Here is a 24,720-nt window from a genome sequence, read left to right on the forward strand (position 1 = left end):
GCCATGTGGGTGACCCGCGTGTCGATCGCGAACCCGGTGTTCGCGACCATGGTGATGGTGGCGCTGTGCGTGCTGGGCCTGTTCTCGTACGCCCGGCTGGGTGTCGAGCAGATGCCCGACGTGAACCCGCCGGTGGCCTTCGTCGACGTGGCCTACCCTGGCGCCTCGCCCGAGGCCGTCGAGCGCGAGATCACCAAGCTGGTGGAGGAGGGCCTGAACAGCATCGCCGGCGTCAAGCGCATCACCTCGCGCAGCTTCGAGGGCCGCAGCCAGACCAGTGTGGAGTTCACCCTCAACGCCGACATGGCCCGCGCGATGCAGGACGTGCGCGACCGCATCGCCGTCGTGCAGTCGGCCTTCCCGAAGGACGCCAAGCCGCCGACGGTGGCGCGCTTCAACAACGACAACAGCCAGCCGGTGGTGGTCAGCGCGCTGCTCTCGCCCACGCGCAGCGCGCGCGAGCTGTCGATCCTGGCCGAGCAGGTGGTGGCCAAGCGGCTGCAGCGCGTGGAAGGGGTCGCGACCGTCGACGTCTCGGGTCTGGCCAAGCGTGAGGTGCGCATCGACCTCGACCCGGCGCGGCTGCGCGCCTACGCGATCACGCCGGCGCAGGTGGCGGCGGGGCTGCGCGAGGCGAATGCCGACCAGCCGGTGGGCCTGCTGTCGGACAGCACGCAGGACGCCATCCTGCGCGTCGAGGGCCGGGCCAGTGACCCGCGGCAATTCGCCGACATGGTGGTGGCCCACCGCGGCGGCCTGCCGCTGACGCTGGGCGACCTCGGCCAGCTCGTCGAACGCGAGCGCGAGGCCGACTCGGTGGCGCGCATCAACGGCCAGCGTGCGGTGAACTTCAACGTCTACAAGCAGCAGGACGCCAACGTCGTGGCCACGGGCGAGGCCATCAAGGCGGCGATGGACGAGGTGCGCAAGGGCCTGCCGCCGGACGTGGAGCTGCGCCTGGTCTACGCCAACAGCGACTTCGTCAAGGGTTCGCTGAAGGGCCTGCAGCACACGCTGATCGAGGGCGCGCTGCTCACCGTGGCGATCGTGTTCCTGTTCCTGCACTCCTGGCGCAGCACCATCATCACCGGCCTGACGCTGCCCATCGCGGTGATCTCCAGCTTCATCGCCGTGTATGCGCTGGGCTTCACGCTGAACTTCATGACCATGATGGCGCTGAGCCTGTGCATCGGGCTGCTGATCGACGACGCCATCGTCGTGCGCGAGAACATCGTGCGGCACGTCAAGCTCGGCAGCGACCACTTCACCGCCGCGCGCGAAGGCACCGAGGAGATCGGCCTGGCGGTGATGGCCACCACCTTCGCGATCTGCGCGGTGTTCGTGCCCGTGGCCTTCATGAGCGGCATCGTCGGCAAGTTCTTCTTTCCCTTTGGCATCACGGTGGCGGTGGCGGTGCTCGTGTCGCTGTTCGTCAGCTTCACGCTCGACCCGATGCTGTCCAGCCGCTGGCCGGATCCGCCGGGCACGATGGCGCGCAAGGTCTGGGGCCTGTCGCACCTGATCCGCGCCACCGACCACGGCCTGGACGTGCTGCACGATGCGTACGAGCGGCTGATCCGCTGGGTGTTCGAGCGTCCCAAGCGCAACCGGCTGATCGTGCTCGGCGTCGGCCTGGCGAGCTTCGTCGGTGCCATCGGCCTGGCGCCTCTGGTGGGCAGCGAGTTCATCCCGCAGACCGACCAGGGCTTCACGCAGTTGGCCATCCGCATGACCGTGGGCTCCAGCCTGGCGCGCAGCGACGAGAAGGTGCGCCAGGTTGAGGCCATCGTCGCCGCCTTTCCCGAGGTGAAGACGATCTCCACCAACGTGGGCGGGCAGGGCACGGGCCTGGCCGTCGGGCGCAACCAGGCTTCGCTGAACATCGGCCTGGTCGAGCGCAGCGAACGCAAGCGCACGCAGAAGCAGATCGAGGACGCGATCCGTGCCGAGATCGCGAAGATCCCCGGCATCGAGGTCTCCGTGGGTTTCGACCGGCCGATCTATGTGGCCATCCTCGGCAGCGACGCGCAGGGCCTGGCGAAGGTGGCCAGCGAGTTCGCCGAGCAGGTGCGCAAGGTGCCCGGCATCGCCGACGTCGAGCTCTCCGTCAAGCCGGGCCTGCCGGCCTACGCCGTTCGCCTGAAGCAGGGCGCGGTGCGCGAGCTCGGCCTGACCGCGCCGCAGCTCGCCTCCAGCCTGCGCGCCTACGTCAATGGCGAGGTCGGCACCTACTGGACGACGCCGGAAGGCGAGCAGGTCGAGGTGCTGCTGCGCCTGCCCGAGACGCAGCGCGAGCGTGTGTCGCAGATGGGCAAGCTGCCGGTGGCCTTCGCCAAGGACGGCACGCCGATTCCGCTGGACGCCGTGGCGACCATCGAGCCGGTGGTCAACCCCGAGGTGATCCGCCGCCAGAACCTGCAGCGCCGCGAGGCCATCTTCGCCGGCGTGCAGGGCCGGCCGGCGGGCGATGTGGGCGACGATGTGCAGAAGCTCGTCAAGACCACCACGCTGCCGCCGGGCTTCACCTTCGACGTCGGCGGCTCGACGCGCGACCAGGAAGAGGCCTTCGGCGCCATGCTCGGCGCGATGGTGTTGGCGGTGATCTTCATCTACATCGTGCTGGCCAGCCAGTTCGGCAGCTTCCTGCAGCCGATCGCCATCATGGCCTCGCTGCCGCTGGCGCTGATCGGCGTGATGCTGGCACTGCTGCTGTGGCGCAGCACGCTGAACATCTTCTCGATGATCGGCCTGGTGATGCTGATGGGCCTGGTGACGAAGAACGCGATCCTGCTGGTCGACTTCGCCAACCGCGAGCTACGCAACGGCGCGAGCGTGGCCGACGCGCTGCTGCAGGCCGGCCTGATCCGCATGCGGCCGATCATCATGACCACCGCGGCGATGGTGTTCGGCATGCTGCCGCTGGCGCTGGCGCTGAACGACGGCGGCGAGCTGCAGGCGCCGATGGGCCGGGCCATCATCGGCGGCGTCATCACCTCGACGCTGCTGACGCTGGTGGTGGTGCCGGTGTTGTGGAGCTACCTGGTCGGGCCGAAGTTCAGCCCGACACGTGAATCACGTCCCGAACCAGCGGATAGATCTGGTTCTGCCATCGCCGCCCGCTGAACACGCCGTAGTGGCCCACGCCGGGCTGCACGTAGTGCGTGCGCATGTAGGGGCGCAGCCTGCTGCACAGGTCCTGCGCGGCGAGCGTCTGGCCAGGGGCGCAGATGTCGTCGCGCTCGCCCTCGATGGTGACCAGCGCTGTGCGGCGGATCGCCGACGGGTCGACGCGCCGGCCGCGGAAAGTGAGCTCGCCGCGCGGCAGCGCGTAGTCCTGGAACACCTGCTGCACGGTCTCGAGGTAGAACTCCGCCGGCAGGTCGGCCACCGCCATGTATTCCTCGTAGAAGGCCCGGGTCGCCTGGGTCTTCTCGTCGTCCTGCTCGACCAGGTTGACGTAGTAGTCGCGAAAGGCGTTGACGTGGCGGTCCTTGTTCATGCTCATGAACGCGGTGAGTTGCACGAAGCCGGGGTAGACGCGCCGCCCGGCACCGCGGAATCGCCAGGGCACGCGGCTGATCAGCTTGCTCTCGAACCACTCGATCGGCTTGGTGGTCGCCAGCTTGTTCACCTCGGTCGGGCTGATGCGGCAGTCGATCGGCCCGGCCATCAGGGTCAGGCTGGCCGGCGTGGCCGGGTGCTCGTCTTCCGACATCAGGGCCACGGCGGCAAGGGCCGCCACGCAGGGCTGGCAGATCGCCATCAGGTGCGCGCCCGGGCCCATCACGGCGAGGAACTGCATCAGATGCTCGATGTATTCGTCCAGGCCGAAGCGGCCTGCGGCCAGCGGCACGTCGCGGGCGTTGTGCCAGTCGGTGATGTAGACGTCGTGGTCGATCAGCATCGTGCGCACGGTGTCGCGCAGCAGCGTGGCGAAGTGGCCCGACATCGGGGCCACGATCAGCACGCGCGGCTGCTCGGTCGCGCCCGGCTTGGCGAAGCGCAGCAGCGTGCCGAAGGCGGCGCTGTGCACCACTTCCTCGACCACCGGCCAGTCGCGGCCCTGCGCGGTGACCGAGGTGATCGCCCAGTCGGGCCGGCGGTGCGTCACCTCGGCCAGCCGCATCACCTCGCAGGCCGCGGCGACCTGCCGGTGCGGCGGGTGCCCGCCCATCCCGAGGGTCGGGTCGAGCAGCAGCGGCACGCTGGCGCGGGCGAATGAACGCAGCGGCCAGAGCAGGTCGTTGTGGGCCTGGTAGGCGTGGTACATCATGGGGCCTTCCCGCAGAGTGTCGTGCGGCCAGCGGAGCAACTTGCGCGCCAACGCGCGGCCGCAGCACGTGCGTGGCACGTGGATTGCTGCAGGTTCCGGGGACCGCGGGCCGCGCCCGCACCGCCGGAAGCCCGCCATGCCCGTCGCCATCCCCGCCCGCCCGAAGGCCGCCCCCCGCAAGCGTGCAGCATCGGCGCGCGCCACCCTCACGCTGTCGAGCAAGAACTACTCGTCGTGGTCGCTGCGCGGCTGGCTGCTGGCGCGTTTCGCCGGGCTCGACTTCGACGAGGTGATGGTCTCGCCCGACGATGCCGAAGCCCGCAAGGAGCTGCTGCTGCTCGCGCCATCGATCCGCGTGCCCTGCCTGACTCACGAGGGCGCGAAGGTCTGGAACACGCTGGCCATCGCGCACTACCTCGACGAGATCTTTCCCGCTGCCGGGCTGATGCCGGCCGACCGCATCGCCCGCGCGCACTGCCGCTCGGTCAGCGGCGAGATGAACTCCGGCTTCGCCAACCTGCGCTCGGCGCTGCCGATGAACCTGAAGGCCCGCCACCCGGGCTTCAAGATCTGGGCCGGTGCGCAGCCCGACATCGACCGCGTCGTCGAGATCTGGACCGAGTGCCTGGCCACCTACGGCGGCCCGTTCCTGTTCGGCAAGAAGCACACGATGGCCGACGCGATGTACGCGCCTGTGGTCACGCGCTTCCTGACTTACGACGTGAAGCTCAACAAGCCCTGCCTGGCGTACTGCCAGACGATCATGGCGATGCCCGAGATGAAGGAGTGGCTCGCCGCGGCGAAGCGCGAGCCCGAGGAGATCGAGGAACTCGACATGGAGTTCTGATCAGGCCCAGCTCGACGGCGCTGGTACCTCGCAGGGCGCCGGCATGTCGACGGTCTTGAAGTCCGCCGGGCCGACGATCTCGAGGTACTCCATGTCGGGCGAGTAGTCGAACAGGTAGTGCACGATGCCCGGGCGCTGGTGCACGCAGTCGCCGGCTGCGACGAGCGTCTCCTGGTCGCCGTACATGAACTTCGCCCAGCCCTTGGTCATGATGACGATGTGGAAGTCCGCCTCATGGCGGTGCCAGCCGGTGCCCTTTTCGGGTGCCATGTTGGCCTTGACGAGCTGCGCGAGCACCCGGCCGGAGGTGGCGGCCTCGACACCCAGGTCCTTGTAGATGAAGAAGTCGCGCAGGCCGTCGCTGCGCCAGGCGGTGTCGTCGGGCTTGACGTGCGAGAAACGGGTGGTGGTGCTGTCCAGCATGGTGATTCCTCCGCTCGAATGGGGTGAGACGGCAGGGCGCCATGCATCATCCGTTCCCGTCGCTCGGGTTGACCGGGGATAAGGGAGGCCCAAGACGTTTACGGTATGGTTCGGGTTTCGAACGAGCCGCCCCAGATCTGACGTGTCCTCCTCCCGCCCCGCGCTAGCGGCCAGCCAACTTGCCTGTCGCCGCGGCGACCGGCTGCTGTTCCGCGGGCTCGATTTTTCGCTCCAGGGCGGCCAGCTCGTCTGGCTGCGCGGGCCCAACGGCAGCGGCAAGACCAGCCTGCTGCGCCTGCTGGCCGGCCTGTCGACGCCGGCCGAAGGGGCGGTGACCTGGGACGGCGTGCCGCTGCGCCAGGCCGGTGCGGCCTATCACCGCAGCCTGTGCTATCTGGCCCATGCCAACGCCCTGAAGGACGATCTCACCGTGCTGGAAGCGCTGCAATTCCTCGCCCGGCTGCATGGCCAGGCGGGCGACGCCGCCAGCGTCGAGCCGGCGCTGCGCAAGGTCGGCCTGTTCAGCCGCCGCAACGCCGCGGTGCGCACGCTCTCGCAGGGGCAGCGGCGCCGTGTCGCGCTGGCGCGCCTGCAGGTCGACGCCGCCGCGCCGGTGTGGATCCTCGACGAACCCTACGATGCGCTCGATGCCGAAGGCACGGCGATGCTCGACGAGGCGCTCGGCCAGCACGCCCGCCGGGGCGGGGCCGCGGTGCTGACCAGCCACATCGACCTGACGCTGCGCGACCCTCAGCCGGTCACGCTGCAACTCGATGCCTACGCCGCCCGATGAGCCGCGCCTTCACGACCATCGTCGCGCGGGACCTGCGGCTGGCGGCGCGGCGCCGTGTCGAGGCGCTGCTGCCGATCGCCTTCTTCCTCGTCGCCGTGAGCCTGTTCCCGCTCGGCGTCGGCCCGGAGCCGCAGACGCTGCGCCAGATCGCGCCGGGCGTGGTGTGGGTGTGCGCGCTGCTGGCCGCGATGATGTCGCTGACGCAGCTGTACGGCGTCGACCATGCCGACGGCTCGCTGGAGCAGATGCTGCTCTCCGGCGAGTCGCTGTGGATGATCGCCGCGGCCAAGGCGCTGGCGCACTGGGTCGTCACCGGCGCACCGCTGGTGCTGGCCGCACCGCTGTTCGGGCTGCTGTTCGACCTCAGCACGGTGGCCAACACCACGCTGGCGCTGTCGCTGCTGCTGGGCACGCCCATCCTCAGCCTGCTCGGCGGGCTGGGCGCGGCGCTCACGCTGGGCCTGCGCAGCGGCGCGGTGCTGCTGATCCTCATCATCCTGCCGCTGTGCATCCCGGCGCTGATCTTCGGCGCCGGCGCAGTGTCGGCCGCCGAGGCCGGCATCTCGACACGCGGTCATTTTTCCCTGCTCGGCGCCTTGCTGATCGCCTCGGTGCTGCTCGCGCCGCTGGCCACCGGCGCGGCGCTGCGCATTGCCACGGAGTGAGCCTTCGATGCCAGGGCAACTGAGACTCTTCACCTTCGCCTCGCCGGTGCGCTTCTACGGCCTGACCGGCGCGCTGATCCCGTGGCTGTGGGCGGCGTGCATCGCGCTGACCGGCGCGGGGCTGTACATGGGCTTCTTCGTCGCCCCGACCGACGCGACGCAGGGCGAGTCGTACCGCGTGATCTTCGTCCACGTGCCGGCGGCCTGGATGTCGATGCTGCTGTACCTCGTGATGGCCTTCTGGGCCGCCATCGGCTGGGCCTTCAATGCCCGCCTGGCCTCGATGGTGGCGCGCGCGATCGCCCCGACCGGCGCGATGTTCACCTTCCTGGCCCTGTGGACCGGCGCCTTCTGGGGCAAGCCGACCTGGGGCACCTGGTGGGTGTGGGATGCGCGGCTGACCTCGGAACTCATCCTGCTTTTCCTGTATCTGGGATTCCTGGCCCTGGTCAACGCGATCGACGACACCCGCCGCGCCGACCAGGCCGGTGCGTTGCTGGCGGTGGTGGGGGCGGTGAACGTGCCGATCATCTACTTCTCGGTGAAGTGGTGGAACACGCTGCACCAGGGCGCGACGATCAGCATGACGGCGGCGCCGAAGATGGCGCAGACCATGCTGACGGCGATGCTGCTGATGACCTTCGCGTTCTGGGCCTATGCCTTCGCAGTGGTCTTCATGCGCGCCCGCGCGATCGTGATCGAGCGCGAGCAGCACACGGAATGGGTGACGGAACTGGTTCGTAAGCAGGGGTCGAAGGCATGAACTGGAACAGCGCGAGCGAATTCTTCGCAATGGGTGGTTACGGGCTCTACGTCTGGGGCTCCTACATTGCCACCGCGGTGCTGATGGTCATCGAGCCCATCCTGGCCCATCACAGGCATGCTCGGGCCCGCCGAGATGCCGCAAGTCTTTCCGAGGAGTCCTGACATGAAGCCCCGCCACAAACGCCTGGCCATCGCCGGCGGTGTCGTCGTCGCCGTGGGCGCGATCGCCACGCTGGTGCTCAACGCCTTCCAGAGCAACCTGGTGTTCTTCTACTCGCCGTCGCAGATCGCCTCTCACGAGGCGCCGGCCAACCGCACCTTCCGCCTCGGCGGGCTGGTGCAGGAAGGCACCGTCAAGCGCGATGGCGTCAAGGTCAACTTCGTCGTCACCGACACGGCCAAGACCGTGCCGGTGCAGTACGAGGGCATCCTTCCCGACCTGTTCAAGGAGGGCAAGGGCGTGGTCGCGCAGGGACAACTTCGTGACGGTGTGTTCGTCGCCCGCGAGGTGCTGGCCAAGCACGACGAGAACTACATGCCGCCCGAGGCGGCCGAAGCACTCAAGAAGGCGCAACAGGTGAACGACCAGATGAACAAGGGCGTGGCCCAAGGGAGCGCGAAGTGATTCCGGAACTCGGGCATATCGCGCTGTGGCTGGCGCTGGGCGTGTCGGCGGTGCTGGGGGTGGTGCCGATGGCCGGCGCGCAGAAGGGCCGTGCCGACTGGATGGCGCTGGCGCGGCCGCTGGCCATCGCCGAGTTCGTGTTCGTGGCCTTCGCCTTCGGCTGCCTGGTCACGTCCTTCGTCCAGCATGACTTCTCGGTGCTCAACGTTGCGAGCAACTCCAACAGCGCCTTGCCGCTGCCCTACCGCATCGCCGCCTCCTGGGGCAGCCACGAGGGCTCGCTGCTGCTGTGGGTGATGATGCTGTGCGTCTGGCAGCTGGCCGTGGCCCGCTTCAGCGCGCACCTCCCGCAGCCGGTGCTGGCTCGCATCCTGGCGGTGATGGGCCTGATCAGTGTGGGCTTCCTGCTCTTCATGCTGGCGACCTCCAACCCCTTCGACCGTCTGATCCCCGCCGCCCCAGAAGGACGCGACCTGAACCCGCTGCTGCAGGACCCGGGCATGGTGATCCACCCGCCGATGCTGTACATGGGCTACGTGGGCTTCTCGGTGGCCTTCGCGTTCGCGGTGGCGGCCTTGATCGGCGGCAACCTCGACGCCACCTGGGCGCGCTGGACGCGCCCCTGGACCACGGTGGCCTGGATCTTCCTGACCATCGGCATCGCGCTGGGCAGCTGGTGGGCCTACTACGAACTGGGCTGGGGCGGCTGGTGGTTCTGGGACCCGGTCGAGAACGCCTCCTTCATGCCCTGGCTGGTGGGCACGGCGCTCATCCACTCGCTGGCCGTGACCGAAAAGCGCGGCAGCTTCAAGAGCTGGACGGTGCTGCTGGCGATCATGGCCTTCTCGCTGTCGCTGCTGGGTACCTTCCTGGTCCGCTCGGGTGTGCTCAGCTCGGTGCACGCCTTCGCCACCGACCCGCGCCGCGGCCTGTTCATCCTCATCTTCCTGGTCATCGTGATCGGCGCGTCGCTGACGCTGTACGCCTGGCGCGCGCCGAAGGTCGGCCTCGGCGCACGTTTCGGCCTGCTCTCGCGCGAGACGCTGCTGCTGCTCAACAATGTGTTGCTGGTGGCCGCCACCGGCGCGGTCTTGCTGGGCACGCTGTACCCGCTGGTGCTCGATGCGCTGGGCCTGGGCAAGATCTCGGTCGGCCCGCCGTACTTCGACACCGTGTTCGTGCCCTTGATGGCGCCGCTGGTCTTCCTGATGGGCGTGGGCCCGATGGCGCGCTGGAAGGCCACCGAGCTGCCCGACCTGTGGACCCGGCTGCGCTGGGCGCTGGGCGTGGCGATCGTGGCCGCGCTGGGGGTGGAGTGGTCCACCGGCGAGATCGGCTTCCAGGCGACGCTCGGGCTGGCGATGGCTTTCTGGATCATCGCCTCGGTGGCCACCGACCTGTTCGAGCGCCTGCGCGGTGGCAATCCGCTCGAGCGCGCCAAGTTGCTGCCGCGGGCGATGGTCGGCATGATGGTCGCGCACCTGGGCGTGGCCGCCTTCATCATCGGCGTGACCATGGTGAAGGGCCACGAGGTCGAGCGCGACGTGAAGATGGAGGTGGGCGACACCACCGAGGTGCGCGGCTACACCTTCACCTTCAAGGGTGTGAGCGACACGACCGGGCCGAACTACGTCGCGGCGCGGGCGACCATCGAGGTCAGCCGTGACGGGCGCATGCTGCGCACGATGCACCCCGAGAAGCGCATGTACCGCGTGCAGCAGAACCCGATGACCGAGGCCGACATCGACACCGGCTTCACGCGCGACCTGTACGTCTCACTGGGCGAGCCGATCGAAGGCAGCAAGGGCGCCTGGATCGTGCGCGTCTACTTCAAGCCCTTCGTCGACTGGATCTGGGGCGGCTGCCTGCTGATGGCGCTGGGCGGCCTGCTCGCCGCCACCGATCGCCGCTACCGCGCCAAGGTTCGCAGCGAGCAGGGTGCATCGTCCATCGTGGGAGCGAGCGCTTGAAGAGCCTGAAGTTCCTCATACCGCTGGGTATCTTCCTGGTGCTCGCGGTCTTCCTCGCGGTGGGCCTGAACCTGAACCCGCGCGAAGTGCCGTCGCCGTTGATCGGCAAGCCGGCGCCTGCCTTCACCCTGACCCGGCTGGATGCTCCGGCGCAGACGATCAAGCGCGACGAACTGCTCGGCAAGGTCTGGATCCTCAACGTCTGGGCCTCGTGGTGCGCGCCGTGCCGCGAAGAGCACCCGGTGCTGGTGGAGTTCGCGCGGCGCAAGCTCGTGCCGATCTACGGCCTGAACTACAAGGACACCCGGCCGGCCGGCATGGGCTTCCTGACCCAGCTGGGCAACCCCTATGAAGCCTCGCTGTTCGACGGCGACGGACGGGTCGGCATCGACTACGGTGTCTACGGCGTGCCCGAGACCTTCGTGATCGACAAGCAGGGCATGATCCGCCACAAGCATGTCGGGCCGCTCACGCCCGAAGTGGTGCGCACGAAGATCGAGCCGCTGCTGAAGGAACTCAATGCCTGAGCTGCTCTCCCGCTGGATGCTCGCGCTGCTGCTGGCCTTGCCGCTGGCCGCTGACGCCAAGGAGGCCGCCCCGGCCTCCGACGACCCGGTGCTCGAGGCGCGCGTGATGCGGATCTCCGCCGAGCTGCGTTGCCTGGTTTGCCAGAACCAGACCATCGCCGACTCGCACGCCGACCTCGCGCAGGACCTGCGCCAGCAGGTGCGCGAGATGCTGCAGAAGGGCCAGAGCGATGCGCAGATCATCGACTACATGACGCAGCGCTACGGTGACTTCGTGCTGTACCGCCCGCCGGTCAAGTCGACGACCGCCTTGCTGTGGTATGGCCCTGCCTTGCTGGTGCTGGGCGGCCTGGGCGTGCTGGCCGTCGTGCTGCGCCGGCGCAGCAAGCTGCCGGACGATCAGTTCGAGCCCGACCAGCCCGAGTAGTCCCCCTGCTTCGGGGGGAAGGCGCGCTCCGGGCGTGAGCGTGCGTGTCATTTGTCACTGTGCGCGCGCCGCGGCCCCCGGGCTGCGCGCGCCGCGGCCGCCAATAATCCAAAACCCCTCAACGTACAGGGGCGGCGCCTCCGGCGCTGCCGCCGGGAGACAGCGTGTTTCGTGCGTTCCATGATCGAGCCCATGCCTCTGTGCTTTTCGATGCCGGCATGGATGCATTCCTGGGTTTCCTGGCCGTGCTCGTCGCCGCCTGGTGGCTCAGCGCGGCACCGCTGACCGAGATCCACAGACCGCTGGCCGATCCCTCGCTGCGCCTGGTCGCGGCCGGCTTCGCGATCGGCATGGCCGCCTTGCTGGCCAGCATGGGCCTGTACCGGCAGGTCGGCCTGTCCTTGCCGGCTCAGATCCTGCGCCTGTTGGTCGCCGCCGGGATGGGCGGCTACCTGACCTACCTGCTGCTCAAGGAAGTGAACTTCGACGGCGAGCCGGGTCGGCTGATCGGGCATTCGGTTCTGAATCTTCTGGCGGGGCTGATCGTCGTGCGCGGCACGATCGCGCTGGCCCGCCACGCCGCCGGGCGCCAGCGCTTCCTGATCGTCGGCACCGGGGCCGAGGCGGTGTCGGTGGCCCACGACCTGCGGCACAGCCCGCGCATGCGTGGCGAACTGGTCGGCTTCTATCCGGCCAAGGACGCCGCCACCGATGCCGGCATCGACCCGACGCTGGTGCTCGATCGGAATGTCGCGCTCGAACGGCTGGTCGAAGAGCTCGAGATCGATTCGATCATCGTGGCCACGCGCGAGCAGCGCGGCGGTGCGATGCCGATGGAGCAACTCGTGGTGTGCCGCACGATGGGCGTGCCGGTGCTCGACCTGGCCGGCTTCTACGAGCAGACCCACGGCGAGGTGCCTCTGGACAGCCTGAAGGCCAGCTGGCTCATCTACGGCCCGGGTTTCGTCCAGGGCCAGGCGCGGCAGATGCTCAAGCGCGCCTTCGACGTGCTGACCTCGTCGTTCCTGCTGCTGCTCGCGTCGCCGGTGATGGCCCTGGCCGCCATCGCGATCAAGCTCGACAGCCGCGGCCCGCTGATCTACCGCCAGGAGCGCGTGGGTCTGGGCGGCCATTCGTTCATGTGCCTGAAGTTCCGCAGCATGACCACCGACGCCGAGCGTGACGGCGTGGCCCGCTGGGCGACGAAGAACGATGCACGCGTCACCCGCGTCGGCCGCTTCATCCGCAAGACGCGCATCGACGAGCTGCCGCAGCTCATCACCGTGCTCAAGGGCGAGATGAGCATCGTCGGGCCGCGGCCCGAGCGACCGAGCTTCGTCGCCGACCTGCAGCAGAAGATCCCGTTCTACGACCTGCGCCACACTGTCAAGCCCGGAGTCACCGGCTGGGCGCAGGTGCGCTACCCGTACGGCGCGACCTTCGAGGACGCGGTGCACAAGCACCAGTTCGACCTCTACTACGTCAAGAACAACTCGCTGCTGCTGGATCTCGTGATCCTGATCGACACCGTCAGCGTGGTGCTGTTCGGCGAAGGCCAGTAGGCCTCACAGGGTCAGCCGCCAGCCCTCGACGAGCGCGCCCGGCGTGCTCTTCGAGCCGAGCTGCCGCTCCAGGTAGGTGTCGCTCTCGGTGATCAGTTCGGCGCGGTCACCCAGGCCCAGCAGGCCCTCGCCGAACATGCGCAGGAACGAATCGTCGAAGCGCATGACGCCGATCGGCTCCACCGGCCGGCCATCTTCCACCCACAGGCAGGCGAAGCGTGTCAGGCCGGTCATGCGGCAGGCCTGCCGGTCCGAGTAGTTCAGGTACCAGAGGTTGCTGATCCACAGCCCCGTGCCCAGCGCAGCCAGTGCCTGTGCCTCCGGCAACCGGCCGGGGGCCAGCGACAGCGACTCCGGCACTTCTTCCCTGTTGGCGCCGTTGGCGGCCAGGCCGAACTCCTGCGCCGAACGTGCGCTGTTCAGCGTGCCGGTGGCCAGGCCGCGCTCGACCAGGCTCACGCGCGGCGGCCGCGCGAAGCCCTCGGCGGTGAAGGCCGGGGCGGGCCCCAGCGCGGTGTGTTCGCTGATCTCGATGTCGGGGTGCAGCACCGCGTCGCGGTGAGCGAGCCGCATCAGGGTAGAGGTGCCGGTGCGCCGCTCCTTCAGGCCGAAGCCACCCCACGCCAGCGCGCCGAGCAGTTCGGCCATCGCCGTCGGCGTGAACCAGGCGCGGTAGGCGCCGGGCGCGAGCACCCGCGGCGGCCGCGCCATCACGGCGAGCTGCCGCGTGCTCTCGGCGACGTGGCGGGCAAATTCGTCTTCGCTCCAGTGCGACCCAGCGTAAGCGGTCTTCACGGCCTTGTCGGCCGTGTGATAGAGGCACCAGTCGAAGTGGAAGGTCTGCACGTGGTGCCAGTGGCGCGAGCCCAGGCTGTCGGCGAAGGCGCGCACCACCGGACCACCGGCATAGAAGCCGACGAAGTCCAGCCCCGCCGCCACGCGCGCCACGGCCTGAACGACCACGGACTCGCCGGGCAGTTCACCCGTGTCGTGGCGCTCGCTGCACGCCGGTGCGTCGGGCAGCAGCAAATAGGGGTCGTCCGGCAGCGCGGGCAGCAGGGCCCGCAACGCGTCGAGCTCCGTACGCAGCCGGGCGATGTCGGCATCGACCCGGCCGCCCAGCGCCAGGCGGACCTCGGCATGGCGCCGGCCGCGCACCAGCGACAGCGTGGCCACGGCCTGCTCCACATGCGTGGCCTGGCGCACCGCGCCGCGGTTGAAGCGGATGAAGCTCGACGACTCCGCCGCCAGCAGCAGCGACACGCGCTCGTCGGCCTGCACCGGGCCGCACAGCGCCGCGGCCAGGGCCTCGAAGTAGGCGCGCTCGACCACGTTCATGCCGCGCTCCCGACCACCGCGACGCGGCTGAACTTGCAGGCCGGCGCCGCGTGGCCCACACGCACCATCTGCGAGGGCTCGCCTTTGCCGCAGTAGGGCGTGCCCATCACTTCAAAGGTGCCTTCGTCGCCCACCATCGCCAGCGAGCGCCAGAAGGTGGCGCTGATGCCGCGGTAGCTCGGGTCGCGCACGAGTTCGGCGAGCTTGCCGTGGCGGATCATGCGGCCCGATTCGCAGCCGAACTGGAACTTGTTGCGCGAGTCGTCGATGCTCCACGAGACATTGGTGTGCAGCATCACGCCGTGCTCGATGCTGGCGATCATCTCGTCGAGCGTGGACGTGCCGGGCTCGATGTTCAGGTTGCTCATGCGGTCGATCGGCGCGCGGTTCCAGCTGCTCGCGCGTGCCGTGGCCACGCCTTCGAGATCGGGCCGAATCGTGCGCGCCCGCGCCAGCGACACCGCGCCGCCCAGCGGCCGCTTGAGGATGCCGTTCTCGATCAGGTGGCGGCGCTGTGCTGGCTCGCCCTCGTCGTCGAAGCCGAAGCTGGCGATCTGCTCGGGGCGCGTCGGGTCGTAGGTCACGTTCAGCAGTTCGCTGCCGTAGGCGTAGTGGCCGAACATGTCGAGCGTGACGAAGCTGGTGCCGGCGAAATTGCGCTCGTCGCCGAGGATGCGGTCGAGCTCCAGCGGGTGGCCGATGGACTCGTGGATCTGCAACATCATCTGGTCGGGCATCAGCAGCACGTCCATCGTGCCGCCAGGGCAGGGCGGTGCCATCGCCAGCTCGATCGCCTCGGCCGCGACGCGTGCGCCCTCGGTGGCGAAGCGGGCGCGTTCCAGCACCTCCAGACCGCCCTGCTGGCACCAGCCGTTGTACTGGCCGGCCGACGAGCGGGTCTGCGTCACGCCGCCCACGTGGGCGGTGGCCTGGACGTGCGGCATGGTCTGGCTCCAGCGCTGCTCACTGCGGCCACCGTCGCTGGTCAGCAGCAGCTGCTCGAACTGCACCGTCAGCAGGCTGGCCACGCGATCGACGATGCGGCTGTCGCCGCCGGCCTGCGCGCACACCTCGCGCAGCAGCGCCAGGCGCTCGCCCAGGCCCAGGGCCTGCAGCGGGCGCCGCACCACACCCTCGTAGCGGCCCGTTGCCGTGACGGCCGGCAGGTCGGCCGGGTCGAACACCATGCGGCCGGCCACGGCGCGGGCCATGCGGCCGGCGCGCACGAAAGCGTCGGCGAGGCCCGCTTCGCTGAGGTCGGCCGTGGCCGCGTGGCCAAGGCCCCCGTCGCGCGACACGCTGACCATCACGCCGGTGTCGCGGCAACGCTGCGGCGCCTCGGCGACGTCCTGCCGGACGGTGAGCGTCTCGGAGAGTTCGTCGACAGCGCGCAGCGTCCAGCGCGCATCGGCGGGCGCGACGCGCTGCGTCAGGGAGTCGAGGGCATCGAACATGGCGGCGCGCGGTACGGCTATTGACTTGAGCCAGTGTACGCGCGGGCCGCCGCCCGCACCCCCCCAAAGCGCTCAGATCACCCGGCGCTCCGTCTTCGCGTCGAACAGGTGCGCCTCGGTGGCCGACCAGTGCAGGTGGACGTTTTCGCCCACCGCCTGGTGCACCTTGCCCGGCACGCGCGCCATCATCTTGCCGATCGGGGTGTCGACCAGCACGTAGGTCTCGGGGCCGGTCGGCTCGACCAGGCTGATCGTGCCGGGCAGGCCGGTATCGGACAGCAGCATCGCCTCGGGCCGCAGGCCGTAGAGGATGCCGTCGGGGTGGCCGGTGCCGACCAATGCACGCTGCTGATCGTTGAGCGTCAGGTCGATGCCGTGCGAGGCGAAGCCGTTGGCGGCGCGTTGGCCGGTCACGATGTTCATGGCCGGCGAGCCGATGAACTCTGCCACGAAGCGCGTGGCCGGCCGGCTGTAGATCTCGTCAGGCGAGCCGAGCTGCTCGATCAGGCCGCCCTTCATCACCGCGATGTGGTCGCCCAGGGTCATCGCCTCGACCTGGTCGTGCGTCACGTACACCGTCGTCACCTGCGCCTTGTTGTGCAGGTGCTTGATTTCGGCGCGCATCTCCACGCGCAGCTTGGCGTCGAGGTTGGACAGCGGCTCGTCGAACAGGAATAGCGTCGGGTCGCGCGCCAGCGCACGGCCCATGGCCACACGCTGGCGCTGGCCACCCGAAAGCTGCCCCGGCTTGCGGTCGAGCAGATGCTCGATCTGCAGCATCTTCGAGACGCGCTGGATCGCCTCGTCGCGCTGCGGCTTGGGCACGTTGCGCATCTCCAGCCCGAAGCTGATGTTCTGCGCCACGTTCATGTTCGGGTAGAGAGCGTAGCTCTGGAACACCATCGCGATGTCGCGGTCCTTCGGCAGCGCGTGAGTCACGTCGCGCCCGCCGATGTGGATCTCGCCCTCGGTGGGCTTGTCGAGCCCGGCGATGATGTTCAGCAGCGTGCTCTTGCCGCAGCCGGAGGGCCCGACCAGGATCAGGAAGTCGCCGGCCTCGACCTCGATGTCGATGCCCTTGAGGATGTCGACCGCGCCATAGCTGCGGCGGACGTTGCGGATGGATAGTGCGCCCATGGATTCCCTCTCAGCCTTTGACGGCGCCGGCTGTCAGCCCGCGCACGAAATACTTGCCTGCGACGATGTAGACGAACAGCGTGGGCAAGCCGGCGATCATCGCCGCAGCCATGTCCACGTTGTATTCCTTGACCGAGCTCGTGGTGTTGGCCAGGTTGTTCAGGCCCACGGTGATCGGCTTGCTGCCGGCGCCGGAGAACACGATGCCGTAGAGGAAGTCGTTCCAGATGTTGGTGAACTGCCAGATCAGCGTGACCACCGTGATCGGCGTGGACAGCGGCAGCACGATGCGCCAGAAGATGCGCCAGAAGCCGGCACCGTCGAGCATCGCCGCCTTGACCAGTTCGTCGGGCAGGCCGACGTAGTAGTTGCGGAAGAACAGGGTGGTCGAGGGCAGGCCGGCGACCACGTGCACGAGCACCAGGCCCCACACCGAACTGGCGATGCCCATCCAGCCGAGGATCTGGCTCATCGGCAGCAGCACCACCTGCATCGGCATGAACACCCCGAACAGCATCAGCGCGAACATCAGCTCGCTGCCCTTGAAGCGCCACTTCGCCAGCACGTAGCCGTTGATGGCGCCCAGCAGCGTGGAGATCAGCACTGCCGGGATGACCATCAGCACCGAGTTCATGAAGAAGGGCCGCAGGCCGCCGCAGTCGATGCCGGTGCAGGCGTGGCTCCAGGCCTTGCTCCATGCGTCGAAGGTGGGCGCGGTGGGCAGCGACAGCAGGTTGCCTTCGCGGATCTGCGCCATGTCCTTCAGCGAGGTCGTGAGCATCACGTACATCGGCAGCAGGAAGAACACGGCGAACAGCAGCAGCACCGACCACAGCGCCAGGCGCTGCCAGTCGAGCCGGTTCGGGGCGGCGGCGGTGTTCATTTCTTCGCCCTCAGTTCGGAGTAGAGGTAGGGCACGACGATGGCCGCCACGGTGGCCAGCATGATCGTCGCCGAGGCCGCGCCCAGGCCGATCTGCCCGCGCGAGAAGGCCATCGTGTACATGAAGGTGGCCGGCATGTCGGTGGCGTAGCCCGGGCCGCCGGCAGTCAGCGCCATCACCAGGTCGAAGCTCTTGATCGCCAGGTGGCTCAGCACCATCAGCGTCGAGAAGAACACCGGCCGCAGGCTCGGGATGATGATGCGCCAGTAGATGCGCGGCAGGCTCGCGCCGTCGATCTGCGCGGCCTTCAGGATCGAGTCGTCGATGCCGCGCAGGCCGGCGAGGAACAGCGCCATCACGAAGCCGGCGCTCTGCCAGACGCCTGCGATGACGACGGTGTAGATGGCGCGGTCGGGGTTGATCAGCCAGTCGAAGCCGAAGCTCGTCCAGCCCCATTCGTGCATGACTTTCTCAAGACCCAGGCCCGGGTTGAGGATCCACTTCCAGGCCGTGCCGGTGACGATGAAGCTCAGCGCCATCGGGTACAGGTAGACGGTGCGCAGCACGCCTTCGGCGCGGATCTTCTGGTCGAGCAGGATGGCCAGCAGCAGCCCGATGGCCATGCCGAAGAAAAGGAACAGGCCGCCGTAGATGGCCAGGTTCTTCAGCGCCACCCACCAGCGGTCGCTCTCCCACAGCGTCGCGTACTGCTCGAGGCCGACGAACTCGTAGTTGGGCAGCAGCCGCGAGGCCGACAGCGACAGGTAGCCGTTCCAGGCCATCAGGCCGTAGATGAAGAAGAAGGCGAGCAGGAAGGAGGGCGCCAGCACGAGCTTGGGCATCCATTCCGACAGGCGCGTGGCCATCGAGACGGGCACAGCCGTGCTCGCCGCGCGCGCGGGCGTGGCAGTCGTCGTGTTCATGGTGCGGACCCCGGGAGGAGAGCGCGGCGTCGGGGCGACGCCGCGCCGGGGAGAATGACACGGAACGCAGCCGGCGTGAACCGGCTGCGCCCCGGCGGGCTTACTTGGTCTTCGCGGCGGCGACGAGCTTGTCCATGGCCGCGGCCGAGGTCATCTTGTCGTCGTTCCAGAACTGCGAGACCACGTCCTTGATCGCGCCTTCGGCGGCCGACGGAACGGCCATGCCGTGGGCGATGGACGGCACCAGCGAGCCCGCCTTCGCGGTCGACACGAAGTCGGCCGCCGAGGTCTTGGCGCAGTCGTCGAACTTGTCCAGCTTCATGTTCAGGCGAACCGGGATCGAGCCCTTGTTCAGGTTGAACACTTCCTGGAAGTCGGTCGACATGATCGCCGCGGCGAGGTCCTGCTGGGCCTTCTGGTTGGCCGGGTCCTTCAGCTTGAAGAGGGCGAAGCTGTCCACGTTGTAGGTGTAGCTCTTCGCGGTGCCCGGGGCTGCCACGCAGGCGAAGTCCTTGCCCGGCACCTTGCCTGCGGCGATGAACTCGCCCTTGGCCCAGTCGCCCATCAGCTGCATGCCGGCCTCGCCCTTGATCACCATCGCGGTGGCCAGGTTCCAGTCACGGCCCGGGGCGTTCTTGTCGGTGTAGGACTTGACCTTCTTGAAGGTGCCCAGCACCTTCTCCATGGTCGGGCTCTTCAGCGAGCCGGCGTCGAGCTGCACCAGCGCCTTCTTGTAGAAATCGGCTCCGCCGACGCCGAGCGCCACGCTCTCGAAGGTGGTGAAGTCCTGCCAGTTCTGGCCGCCGTGGGCGACCGGGATGATGCCGGCCTTCTTCAGCGCCTCGGCGGCGACGAAGAACTCGTCCCAGGTGGTCGGCAGCTTGGCGCCGGCCTTCTTGAAGGCTTCCGGGTTCGCCCACAGCCAGTTGACGCGGTGCACGTTGACGGGCGCGGCGACGTAGTTGCCCTTGTACTTGAGGCCGTCTGCGATGGCCTTGGGCAGCAGTTCGTCCCACTTCTCGGCCTTGGCGACATCGTCCATGTTGGCCAGCACGCCCTCGCGCGCCCATTCCTGGATCGACGGGCCCTTGATCTGGGCGGCGGCCGGGGCATTGCCCGAGACCACACGCGACTTCAGCACCGTCATGGCGGAATCGCCACCGCCGCCGGCGACCGCGAAGTCCTTCCAGCTGTGGCCCTTCTTCTGCATCGAGGCCTTCAGTTCGGCGGCGGCCTTGGCCTCGCCACCGGACGTCCACCAGTGCAGCACCTCCACCTCGCCCGCCTGGGCCAGGCTGGCGCTCATCAGGCCGGCGGCGGCCAGCGAAAGGGAAATGCGGGTCATCGACATGCGTGTCTCCTCAGGAACTCGGTTTAGGAAATGTTCAGCTTGTTGAACCAAGCGGAGCGCATGTTAAAGATGCGTTAATGTTTCATCAAGAGGGCGTTCACCCCGGACTTTCCCTAGGTCGATCCGGCGGGGCCGGCCCGCGCGGCGCGTTCGCCACCGCACAGATCGGGCGAGCCGGGCGTGAGATCGTGGGCCGACGGCGTGTCGTCCCGGTCGGGCCGACGCCGGGTTCTCCAGCGAGGTTTCATGGCAACCGTTCGAATGGTCCTGGTTCTTCTGACAGCGGCGTTCGGCAGCGCGTGCGGCGGTGGCGGCGGCACGCCGGCGCCACCCCTGCCGGCGGGCAGCGTGGCTTTCTCGGCAGCCGGCTACAGCGTGGCGCAGGGCAGCGGGCTGATGACCATCACGGTCAACCGCAGCGAGGGCTCGCGCGACGGCAGCGTGGCCTTCGCCACCGCCGATGGCACGGCGCTGGCCGGCAGCGACTACACGGCGCGCAGCGGCACGCTCGTGTGGGCCAGCGGCGACAGCGCGCCGAAGACCATTTCGCTGCCCATCGCCACGGCGACGCCCAACACCGCCGACAAGGCCTTCAGCGTGGCGCTGTCGAGCCCGACCAACGGCCTGGCGCTCGGCACGCAAGCCTCGACCACCGTCACCATCACGGCGAACCCGTCGAGCGCAGCGCCGAGCGTGAGGGTGAGCGGCAACCGCCTCGTCGACGCGGCCGGCAACGTGCTGCAGTTGCGCGGCGTGAGCTTCAGCGGCTTCGAGTTCGTCGCCATCGGCGGCTGGAGCCCGAGCGATCCGTCCGGCGGGCAGGCCGGGCAGCCCAACGGGCCGCGCTGGTCGGCCGTCAAGGCCTGGCACGCCAACACCGTGCGCTTCACCCTCAACGAGACTTCCTGGCTGGGACTGACCTGTGTCGACACCGACGGCGTGACGCGCCAGGGCGACCCCGGCGGCAACTACCGCTCGGCGATCGCCACGCAGGTGCAGGAAGCCAACGCTGCGGGGCTGTATGTGATCATCGAGCTGCACTGGGCCGCGCCGGGCACTGCCTGCCCGATGGTGCAGACGCAGATGGCCAACATGGACCACTCGATCGACTTCTGGACCTCGGTGGCGACGACGTTCAAGGACAACCCGACGGTCCTCTTTTCGCTCTACAACGAGCCCTTCTTCTTCGGCCTGAGCTCACCGGCCAATGCCTGGACGGCGTTGATGAGCGGCGGGACCTTCGATTACTTTCCCGCCACCAGCGGCACCTCCAACTACCGCAACATCACCGGCGCGTGGCGCTCGGCCGGCATGCAGACCATGCTCGACGCCGTGCGTGCCACCGGTGCCACCAATGTGGTGCTGATCGGCGGCATCGAGTTCAGCAACAACATGAGCGGCTGGCTGGCGAACCGGCCGAACGATCCGCTGAACCAGGTCGCGGCGGCATGGCACCCCTATCCGCCCATCCAGCGTGCCACCTCGGCCGGCGTGTCGACCGGCGGTGCCGGCTACGCGATCGGCGACACGGTGACGCTGGCCAAACCGAACGCCGTCTACGAAGCCGCGGTGCTGCGCGTGACGGCCGTCGGCGCCAGCGGTGCGGTGACGGCGGTGTCGCTGGGCAGCCAGGGCATGTACCTTCAGACGGCGCTGCCGTCCGGCCCGATCGCGCAAAGCACGAGCAGCGGTGCCGGCAGCGGCGCCACCTTCACGCTGGGCGGCTGGGGCAACCTGTCCAGCACCTGGAGCATGCCGGTCAACTGGCCGGTGGTGCAGGCGCTGTCGGCCCAGGTGCCCATCGTCTTCGCCGAGACGGGCGAGCACAACATGCCCGGCACCGACGGGGCGCCGTTCCTGCAGCAGCTGCTGCCCTTCGCCGGCGCGAACAATTGGTCGGTCATCGGCTGCTGCTGGGACGTCTTCGCGGAGCGCGACAACGTGCTGATCAAGGATGTCGACGGCACGCCCAGCGACGGCTACGGCCGCGTCTTCCACGACTGGATGACCGGCATCGCCTGGCAATAGCCGCCGCATCGGCGGCGCCGGGGATGTTTCAGGTGGCGCGCGGCAGTCGCATCAGCACGCGCAGTCCGCGTGGCGCGGCGCCCTCGAGCGTCACGTTGCCGGCATGCCTCTCGGCGATCTCCTTGACGATCGCCAGCCCCAGGCCACATCCGTCGCCCTGCAGGGTGGCGCGCGCGAAGCGCTCGAAGACACGTTCGCGATCGGCCGGGGCGATGCCCGGGCCGTTGTCTTCCACCTCGACCAGCGCGTCCTGGCCCAGCGGCCGCACGCGCACGGTCACCGTGCTGCCGCGGCCGGCGTAGCGCAGTGCGTTGTCGATCAGGTTGGCGATGGCCTCGCGCAGCAGCAGCGCGTTGCCGGTCACGGCAACCGAGCCTCCATCGGCCTCGTCGAATCCGAGGTCAATGCCGGCCTGGCGGGCGCGCGGCACATGCTCGGCGGTGAGCTCGCTGGCCAGGCGCACCAGCTCGACGCGGGCGCGGCCCTGGGCCGAGCCGGACTCGGGTTCGGCGCGTGCCAGCGTCAGCAGCTGGCTGACCAGGTGCGCGCTGCGCGTGGCGCTCTCGTGCACACGCTGCAGCCGCGCCTTCAGCGCCGGATCGGTGGTCTCGTTGAGCGCCAGCTCGGTCTGGCTCTTCAGCCCGGCCAGCGGCGTGCGCAGCTGGTGCGCCGCATCGCTGATGAAGCGGCGCTGGCCGCTCACGCTCTCGTGCACGGCCGACAGCAGCGTGTTGATGGCCTTGGCCAGTGCATGCACTTCGCGCGGCGCGGACTCGAGCTTGATCGGCGCCAGGTCGTTCGGCCCGCGGTCTTCCACCAGCGCGCGCATGCGTGCGAGCGGCGCCAGGCCGGCGCGGATGCCGGCCCAGACGATCATCGACATCAGCGCGATCAGTACCGACAGCGGCAGCGCGGTGTCGAGCAGGATGCGGCCGGCGAGCTGCTCGCGGCTGGCCCGGCTGCGGGCCACCTGCACGAGCATGCTCTGCGGGCTCTCGGCCTCGCCGTACGACAGGTACAAAGCCGCCACCCGCACGTCGACGCGCTTGTCGCCTTCGCCCATGCTGCCGTCGTAGAAGTAGGGCTGGCCCAGGCGCAGCGGCGCGATCGCCGGCGGCGGCGGCAGCTTGTGGTTGCCCAGGATGAACTGCCCCGGCGGCGTGCTGACCATGTAGTAGACGCGGTCGTCGGGGTCGGCCTCGATGATGTCCTGCGCGGCGCGCGGGAAGTCGATGAACAGGCCGTTGCCCACCGGCTTGACCTGCCGCGCCAGCGCCTTCGAGGCGGTGTGCAGTGTGGCGTCGATGACCTGGTTGGCGTAACGCGCCGCCAGGTTGTAGGTGAAGAAGGCGCCGGCCAGCCACAGCACCAGCTGCGGCAGCAGCAGCCACAGCAGCAGGTGCTGATGCAGCGAGCTGGTGCCGGGCGTGACGCCGGGCAGCCGGCGCAGCGCGTGCTTCAGGCGCGCGAGCATCGCGTCGCAGTCAGGCTTCGGCCTCGGCCTCGAGCAGGTAGCCCAGGCCGCGCACGGTGCGGATCGCCAGGCCCGAGCCTTCGAGCTTGCGGCGCAGGCGGTGGATGTAGACCTCGATCGAGCCGGCCCCCGTCTCGCTGCGCTCGACCGCCCAGCTCTCGGCGATCTGGTCCTTGGTGACGACGCGGTCGCGTTGCGCGAGCAGCAAGTCCAGCAGCATCCATTCGCGTGGCGACAGGTCGAGCACGTTGCCTTCGATGGTGGCGCGCCGCGCATCGCGATCGAAGCTGAGCTTGCCGAACTGCTGCGCCGCCGTGCCCGAGCCGCGGGTGCGGCGCAGCAGGGCGCGGATGCGCGCTTCGAGTTCGGGGAAGTCGAAGGGTTTGGTCAGGTAGTCGTCGGCACCGGCGTTCAGTCCCGCCACGCGGTGCTCCAGGCCGTCGAGCGCGGTCAGCACCAGCATCGGCAACGCCGGCTTGGCCGCTCGCACGCGCTTGAGCACGGTCAAGCCATCGACCATGGGCAAGCCGAGGTCCAGCACGCCGACGTCGAAGTTCTGGCGCAGCAGCAGGAACTCGGCGACGGCGCCATTGGGCGCCACCTCGACCTCGAAGCCGGCCTTGGCCAGGCTCGAACTGAGCGCATCGGCGAGGATCGCGTCGTCTTCGGCAAGCAGGAGCTTCATGCCGCGAAGCTTAACGGATTAACGGACCTTTAATCTTCGATGAATTCCCGACGGTGCGACACTGCCTGCCTCGTCCACCGCCAGAAGCCCCGCCATGCACCCGCACGCCGCCCTGATCGAACGTTTCTATTCCAGCTTCGCCAAGCGCGACTGGGCCGGCATGGCGGCCTGCTACCACCCCGACGTGCACTTCAGCGACGAAGCCTTCGACCTGCACGGCGCCGATGCCGGAATGATGTGGCGCATGCTGCTGACCAACGGCAAGGACCTGACGCTCGAATACAGCGGCATCGAGGCCGACGACCGCACGGGCCGCGCCCACTGGGACGCGCGCTACACCTTCAGCGCCACCGGCCGCAAGGTGCTCAACCGCATCGACGCGAGCTTCGAGTTCCGCGACGGATTGATCGTGCGGCACGTCGACCGCTTCGACTTCTGGACCTGGTCGCGCCAGGCGCTGGGCACGCCCGGGCTGCTGCTGGGCTGGTCGGGCTTCCTGAAGGCCAAGGTGCGCGCCAAGGCGGCGGCGGGGCTGGCGGCCTTCAAGCAGAAGGTCAGTGCCTGAGGGCC

At 68.9% G+C, this 24,720-nt stretch carries 23 protein-coding genes; 13 read left to right on the plus strand and 10 right to left on the minus strand.

Annotated features, from left to right (window positions below; all coding sequences use genetic code 11):
• Window positions 1-3: 3 nt before the first annotated feature.
• Entirely contained in the window at window positions 4-3,123 is a 3,120-nt protein-coding gene (locus tag HZ992_RS08355; protein WP_209386204.1) for an efflux RND transporter permease subunit, read from the plus strand.
• Here the strand turns inward: HZ992_RS08355 and HZ992_RS08360 are convergent.
• On the minus strand, window positions 3,056-4,273 hold the full coding sequence (locus HZ992_RS08360; RefSeq protein ID WP_209386205.1) for a polyhydroxyalkanoate depolymerase: 1,218 nt from the start codon (window positions 4,271-4,273) through the stop codon (window positions 3,056-3,058). The two genes, HZ992_RS08355 and HZ992_RS08360, sit on opposite strands and share 68 nt — an antisense overlap.
• Window positions 4,274-4,409: 136 nt before the next feature.
• Between HZ992_RS08360 and HZ992_RS08365 the strand changes: the two genes are divergently transcribed.
• Entirely contained in the window at window positions 4,410-5,120 is a 711-nt protein-coding gene (locus HZ992_RS08365; RefSeq protein ID WP_209386206.1) for a glutathione S-transferase family protein, read from the plus strand.
• Here HZ992_RS08365 and HZ992_RS08370 read toward each other — a convergent pair whose 3' ends face one another.
• Window positions 5,121-5,543, minus strand: a complete 423-nt coding sequence (locus HZ992_RS08370; protein WP_209386207.1) for a cupin domain-containing protein — start codon at window positions 5,541-5,543, stop codon at window positions 5,121-5,123.
• A gap of 142 nt (window positions 5,544-5,685) precedes the next feature.
• On the opposite strand from HZ992_RS08370, the gene ccmA reads away from it, so the two are divergent.
• The 9 genes from ccmA (at window position 5,686) to HZ992_RS08415 (ending at window position 12,877) form a co-directional block, all read left to right on the plus strand.
• Window positions 5,686-6,336: a cytochrome c biogenesis heme-transporting ATPase CcmA gene (gene ccmA, locus HZ992_RS08375; protein WP_209386208.1), complete on the plus strand. Its 651-nt coding sequence runs from the start codon at window positions 5,686-5,688 to the stop codon at window positions 6,334-6,336.
• Entirely contained in the window at window positions 6,333-7,001 is a 669-nt protein-coding gene (gene ccmB / locus HZ992_RS08380; RefSeq protein WP_209386209.1) for a heme exporter protein CcmB, read from the plus strand. The genes ccmA and ccmB overlap by 4 nt, the downstream gene beginning before the upstream one ends.
• A gap of 7 nt (window positions 7,002-7,008) precedes the next feature.
• Entirely contained in the window at window positions 7,009-7,764 is a 756-nt protein-coding gene (gene ccmC / locus HZ992_RS08385) for a heme ABC transporter permease CcmC (protein ID WP_209386210.1), read from the plus strand.
• A complete protein-coding gene (gene ccmD, locus HZ992_RS08390; RefSeq protein ID WP_209386211.1) occupies window positions 7,761-7,928 on the plus strand; it encodes a heme exporter protein CcmD in 168 nt (55 codons plus the stop codon). The genes ccmC and ccmD overlap by 4 nt, the downstream gene beginning before the upstream one ends.
• Before the next feature lies 1 nt (window position 7,929).
• Window positions 7,930-8,391 (plus strand): cytochrome c maturation protein CcmE, encoded by a 462-nt coding sequence (gene ccmE / locus HZ992_RS08395; RefSeq protein WP_209386212.1) that lies wholly within the window; start codon window positions 7,930-7,932, stop codon window positions 8,389-8,391.
• Window positions 8,388-10,361 carry a heme lyase CcmF/NrfE family subunit gene (locus HZ992_RS08400; RefSeq protein WP_209386213.1) on the plus strand — a complete coding sequence of 658 codons (1,974 nt, stop codon included), beginning with the start codon at window positions 8,388-8,390 and terminating at the stop codon, window positions 10,359-10,361. Before ccmE ends, HZ992_RS08400 begins: the two co-directional genes overlap by 4 nt.
• Complete coding sequence (locus tag HZ992_RS08405) at window positions 10,358-10,888, plus strand: DsbE family thiol:disulfide interchange protein (RefSeq protein ID WP_209386214.1); 531 nt, start codon at window positions 10,358-10,360, stop codon at window positions 10,886-10,888. Before HZ992_RS08400 ends, HZ992_RS08405 begins: the two co-directional genes overlap by 4 nt.
• Window positions 10,881-11,315 (plus strand): cytochrome c-type biogenesis protein, encoded by a 435-nt coding sequence (locus HZ992_RS08410; protein WP_209386215.1) that lies wholly within the window; start codon window positions 10,881-10,883, stop codon window positions 11,313-11,315. Before HZ992_RS08405 ends, HZ992_RS08410 begins: the two co-directional genes overlap by 8 nt.
• A gap of 218 nt (window positions 11,316-11,533) precedes the next feature.
• A complete protein-coding gene (locus tag HZ992_RS08415) occupies window positions 11,534-12,877 on the plus strand; it encodes a sugar transferase (protein ID WP_209386216.1) in 1,344 nt (447 codons plus the stop codon).
• Between the two features lie 3 nt (window positions 12,878-12,880).
• On the opposite strand, the gene HZ992_RS08420 is transcribed toward HZ992_RS08415, so the two are convergent.
• From HZ992_RS08420 to HZ992_RS08445, 6 genes are all read right to left on the minus strand, one after another.
• Window positions 12,881-14,215, minus strand: a complete 1,335-nt coding sequence (locus HZ992_RS08420; protein ID WP_209386217.1) for a metallopeptidase TldD-related protein — start codon at window positions 14,213-14,215, stop codon at window positions 12,881-12,883.
• Window positions 14,212-15,669 carry a TldD/PmbA family protein gene (locus HZ992_RS08425; RefSeq protein ID WP_209386218.1) on the minus strand — a complete coding sequence of 486 codons (1,458 nt, stop codon included), beginning with the start codon at window positions 15,667-15,669 and terminating at the stop codon, window positions 14,212-14,214. The genes HZ992_RS08420 and HZ992_RS08425 overlap by 4 nt, the downstream gene beginning before the upstream one ends.
• Window positions 15,670-15,741: 72 nt before the next feature.
• Window positions 15,742-16,806 (minus strand): ABC transporter ATP-binding protein, encoded by a 1,065-nt coding sequence (locus HZ992_RS08430; protein ID WP_209386219.1) that lies wholly within the window; start codon window positions 16,804-16,806, stop codon window positions 15,742-15,744.
• 10 nt (window positions 16,807-16,816) lie between these two features.
• On the minus strand, window positions 16,817-17,689 hold the full coding sequence (locus HZ992_RS08435) for a carbohydrate ABC transporter permease (protein ID WP_209386220.1): 873 nt from the start codon (window positions 17,687-17,689) through the stop codon (window positions 16,817-16,819).
• Window positions 17,686-18,555, minus strand: coding sequence for a carbohydrate ABC transporter permease (locus tag HZ992_RS08440; RefSeq protein ID WP_209387089.1), 870 nt, complete (start codon window positions 18,553-18,555; stop codon window positions 17,686-17,688). The genes HZ992_RS08435 and HZ992_RS08440 overlap by 4 nt, the downstream gene beginning before the upstream one ends.
• A 157-nt stretch (window positions 18,556-18,712) precedes the next feature.
• Window positions 18,713-19,957: an ABC transporter substrate-binding protein gene (locus HZ992_RS08445; protein WP_209387090.1), complete on the minus strand. Its 1,245-nt coding sequence runs from the start codon at window positions 19,955-19,957 to the stop codon at window positions 18,713-18,715.
• A 267-nt stretch (window positions 19,958-20,224) separates the two neighbouring features.
• Between HZ992_RS08445 and HZ992_RS08450 the strand changes: the two genes are divergently transcribed.
• Entirely contained in the window at window positions 20,225-21,991 is a 1,767-nt protein-coding gene (locus HZ992_RS08450; protein WP_209386221.1) for a cellulase family glycosylhydrolase, read from the plus strand.
• 28 nt (window positions 21,992-22,019) lie between these two features.
• On the opposite strand, the gene HZ992_RS08455 is transcribed toward HZ992_RS08450, so the two are convergent.
• Window positions 22,020-23,465 (minus strand): sensor histidine kinase, encoded by a 1,446-nt coding sequence (locus HZ992_RS08455; RefSeq protein WP_209386222.1) that lies wholly within the window; start codon window positions 23,463-23,465, stop codon window positions 22,020-22,022.
• 10 nt (window positions 23,466-23,475) lie between these two features.
• Window positions 23,476-24,150 (minus strand): response regulator transcription factor, encoded by a 675-nt coding sequence (locus tag HZ992_RS08460; RefSeq protein WP_209386223.1) that lies wholly within the window; start codon window positions 24,148-24,150, stop codon window positions 23,476-23,478.
• Between the two features lie 94 nt (window positions 24,151-24,244).
• On the opposite strand from HZ992_RS08460, the gene HZ992_RS08465 reads away from it, so the two are divergent.
• Window positions 24,245-24,715: a nuclear transport factor 2 family protein gene (locus HZ992_RS08465; protein WP_209386224.1), complete on the plus strand. Its 471-nt coding sequence runs from the start codon at window positions 24,245-24,247 to the stop codon at window positions 24,713-24,715.
• Window positions 24,716-24,720 lie beyond the last annotated feature (5 nt).

It is taken from the genome of Rhizobacter sp. AJA081-3 (assembly GCF_017795745.1).
Classification (GTDB): Bacteria; Pseudomonadota; Gammaproteobacteria; order Burkholderiales; family Burkholderiaceae_C; genus Piscinibacter.

What these genes read in the sequence shown, in the direction of transcription:
- HZ992_RS08355 (WP_209386204.1), top strand. Translation starts at nt 4, where the DNA reads ATGTGGGTGACCCGCGTGTCGATCGCGAACCCGGTGTTCGCGACCATG.
- HZ992_RS08360 (WP_209386205.1), bottom strand. Translation starts at nt 4,273, where the DNA reads ATGATGTACCACGCCTACCAGGCCCACAACGACCTGCTCTGGCCGCTG.
- HZ992_RS08365 (WP_209386206.1), top strand. Translation starts at nt 4,410, where the DNA reads ATGCCCGTCGCCATCCCCGCCCGCCCGAAGGCCGCCCCCCGCAAGCGT.
- HZ992_RS08370 (WP_209386207.1), bottom strand. Translation starts at nt 5,543, where the DNA reads ATGCTGGACAGCACCACCACCCGTTTCTCGCACGTCAAGCCCGACGAC.
- ccmB (WP_209386209.1), top strand. Translation starts at nt 6,333, where the DNA reads ATGAGCCGCGCCTTCACGACCATCGTCGCGCGGGACCTGCGGCTGGCG.
- ccmC (WP_209386210.1), top strand. Translation starts at nt 7,009, where the DNA reads ATGCCAGGGCAACTGAGACTCTTCACCTTCGCCTCGCCGGTGCGCTTC.
- ccmD (WP_209386211.1), top strand. Translation starts at nt 7,761, where the DNA reads ATGAACTGGAACAGCGCGAGCGAATTCTTCGCAATGGGTGGTTACGGG.
- ccmE (WP_209386212.1), top strand. Translation starts at nt 7,930, where the DNA reads ATGAAGCCCCGCCACAAACGCCTGGCCATCGCCGGCGGTGTCGTCGTC.
- HZ992_RS08410 (WP_209386215.1), top strand. Translation starts at nt 10,881, where the DNA reads ATGCCTGAGCTGCTCTCCCGCTGGATGCTCGCGCTGCTGCTGGCCTTG.
- HZ992_RS08415 (WP_209386216.1), top strand. Translation starts at nt 11,534, where the DNA reads ATGGATGCATTCCTGGGTTTCCTGGCCGTGCTCGTCGCCGCCTGGTGG.
- HZ992_RS08420 (WP_209386217.1), bottom strand. Translation starts at nt 14,215, where the DNA reads ATGAACGTGGTCGAGCGCGCCTACTTCGAGGCCCTGGCCGCGGCGCTG.
- HZ992_RS08425 (WP_209386218.1), bottom strand. Translation starts at nt 15,669, where the DNA reads ATGTTCGATGCCCTCGACTCCCTGACGCAGCGCGTCGCGCCCGCCGAT.
- HZ992_RS08430 (WP_209386219.1), bottom strand. Translation starts at nt 16,806, where the DNA reads ATGGGCGCACTATCCATCCGCAACGTCCGCCGCAGCTATGGCGCGGTC.
- HZ992_RS08435 (WP_209386220.1), bottom strand. Translation starts at nt 17,689, where the DNA reads ATGAACACCGCCGCCGCCCCGAACCGGCTCGACTGGCAGCGCCTGGCG.
- HZ992_RS08440 (WP_209387089.1), bottom strand. Translation starts at nt 18,555, where the DNA reads ATGGCCACGCGCCTGTCGGAATGGATGCCCAAGCTCGTGCTGGCGCCC.
- HZ992_RS08445 (WP_209387090.1), bottom strand. Translation starts at nt 19,957, where the DNA reads ATGACCCGCATTTCCCTTTCGCTGGCCGCCGCCGGCCTGATGAGCGCC.
- HZ992_RS08450 (WP_209386221.1), top strand. Translation starts at nt 20,225, where the DNA reads ATGGTCCTGGTTCTTCTGACAGCGGCGTTCGGCAGCGCGTGCGGCGGT.
- HZ992_RS08455 (WP_209386222.1), bottom strand. Translation starts at nt 23,465, where the DNA reads ATGCTCGCGCGCCTGAAGCACGCGCTGCGCCGGCTGCCCGGCGTCACG.
- HZ992_RS08460 (WP_209386223.1), bottom strand. Translation starts at nt 24,150, where the DNA reads ATGAAGCTCCTGCTTGCCGAAGACGACGCGATCCTCGCCGATGCGCTC.
- HZ992_RS08465 (WP_209386224.1), top strand. Translation starts at nt 24,245, where the DNA reads ATGCACCCGCACGCCGCCCTGATCGAACGTTTCTATTCCAGCTTCGCC.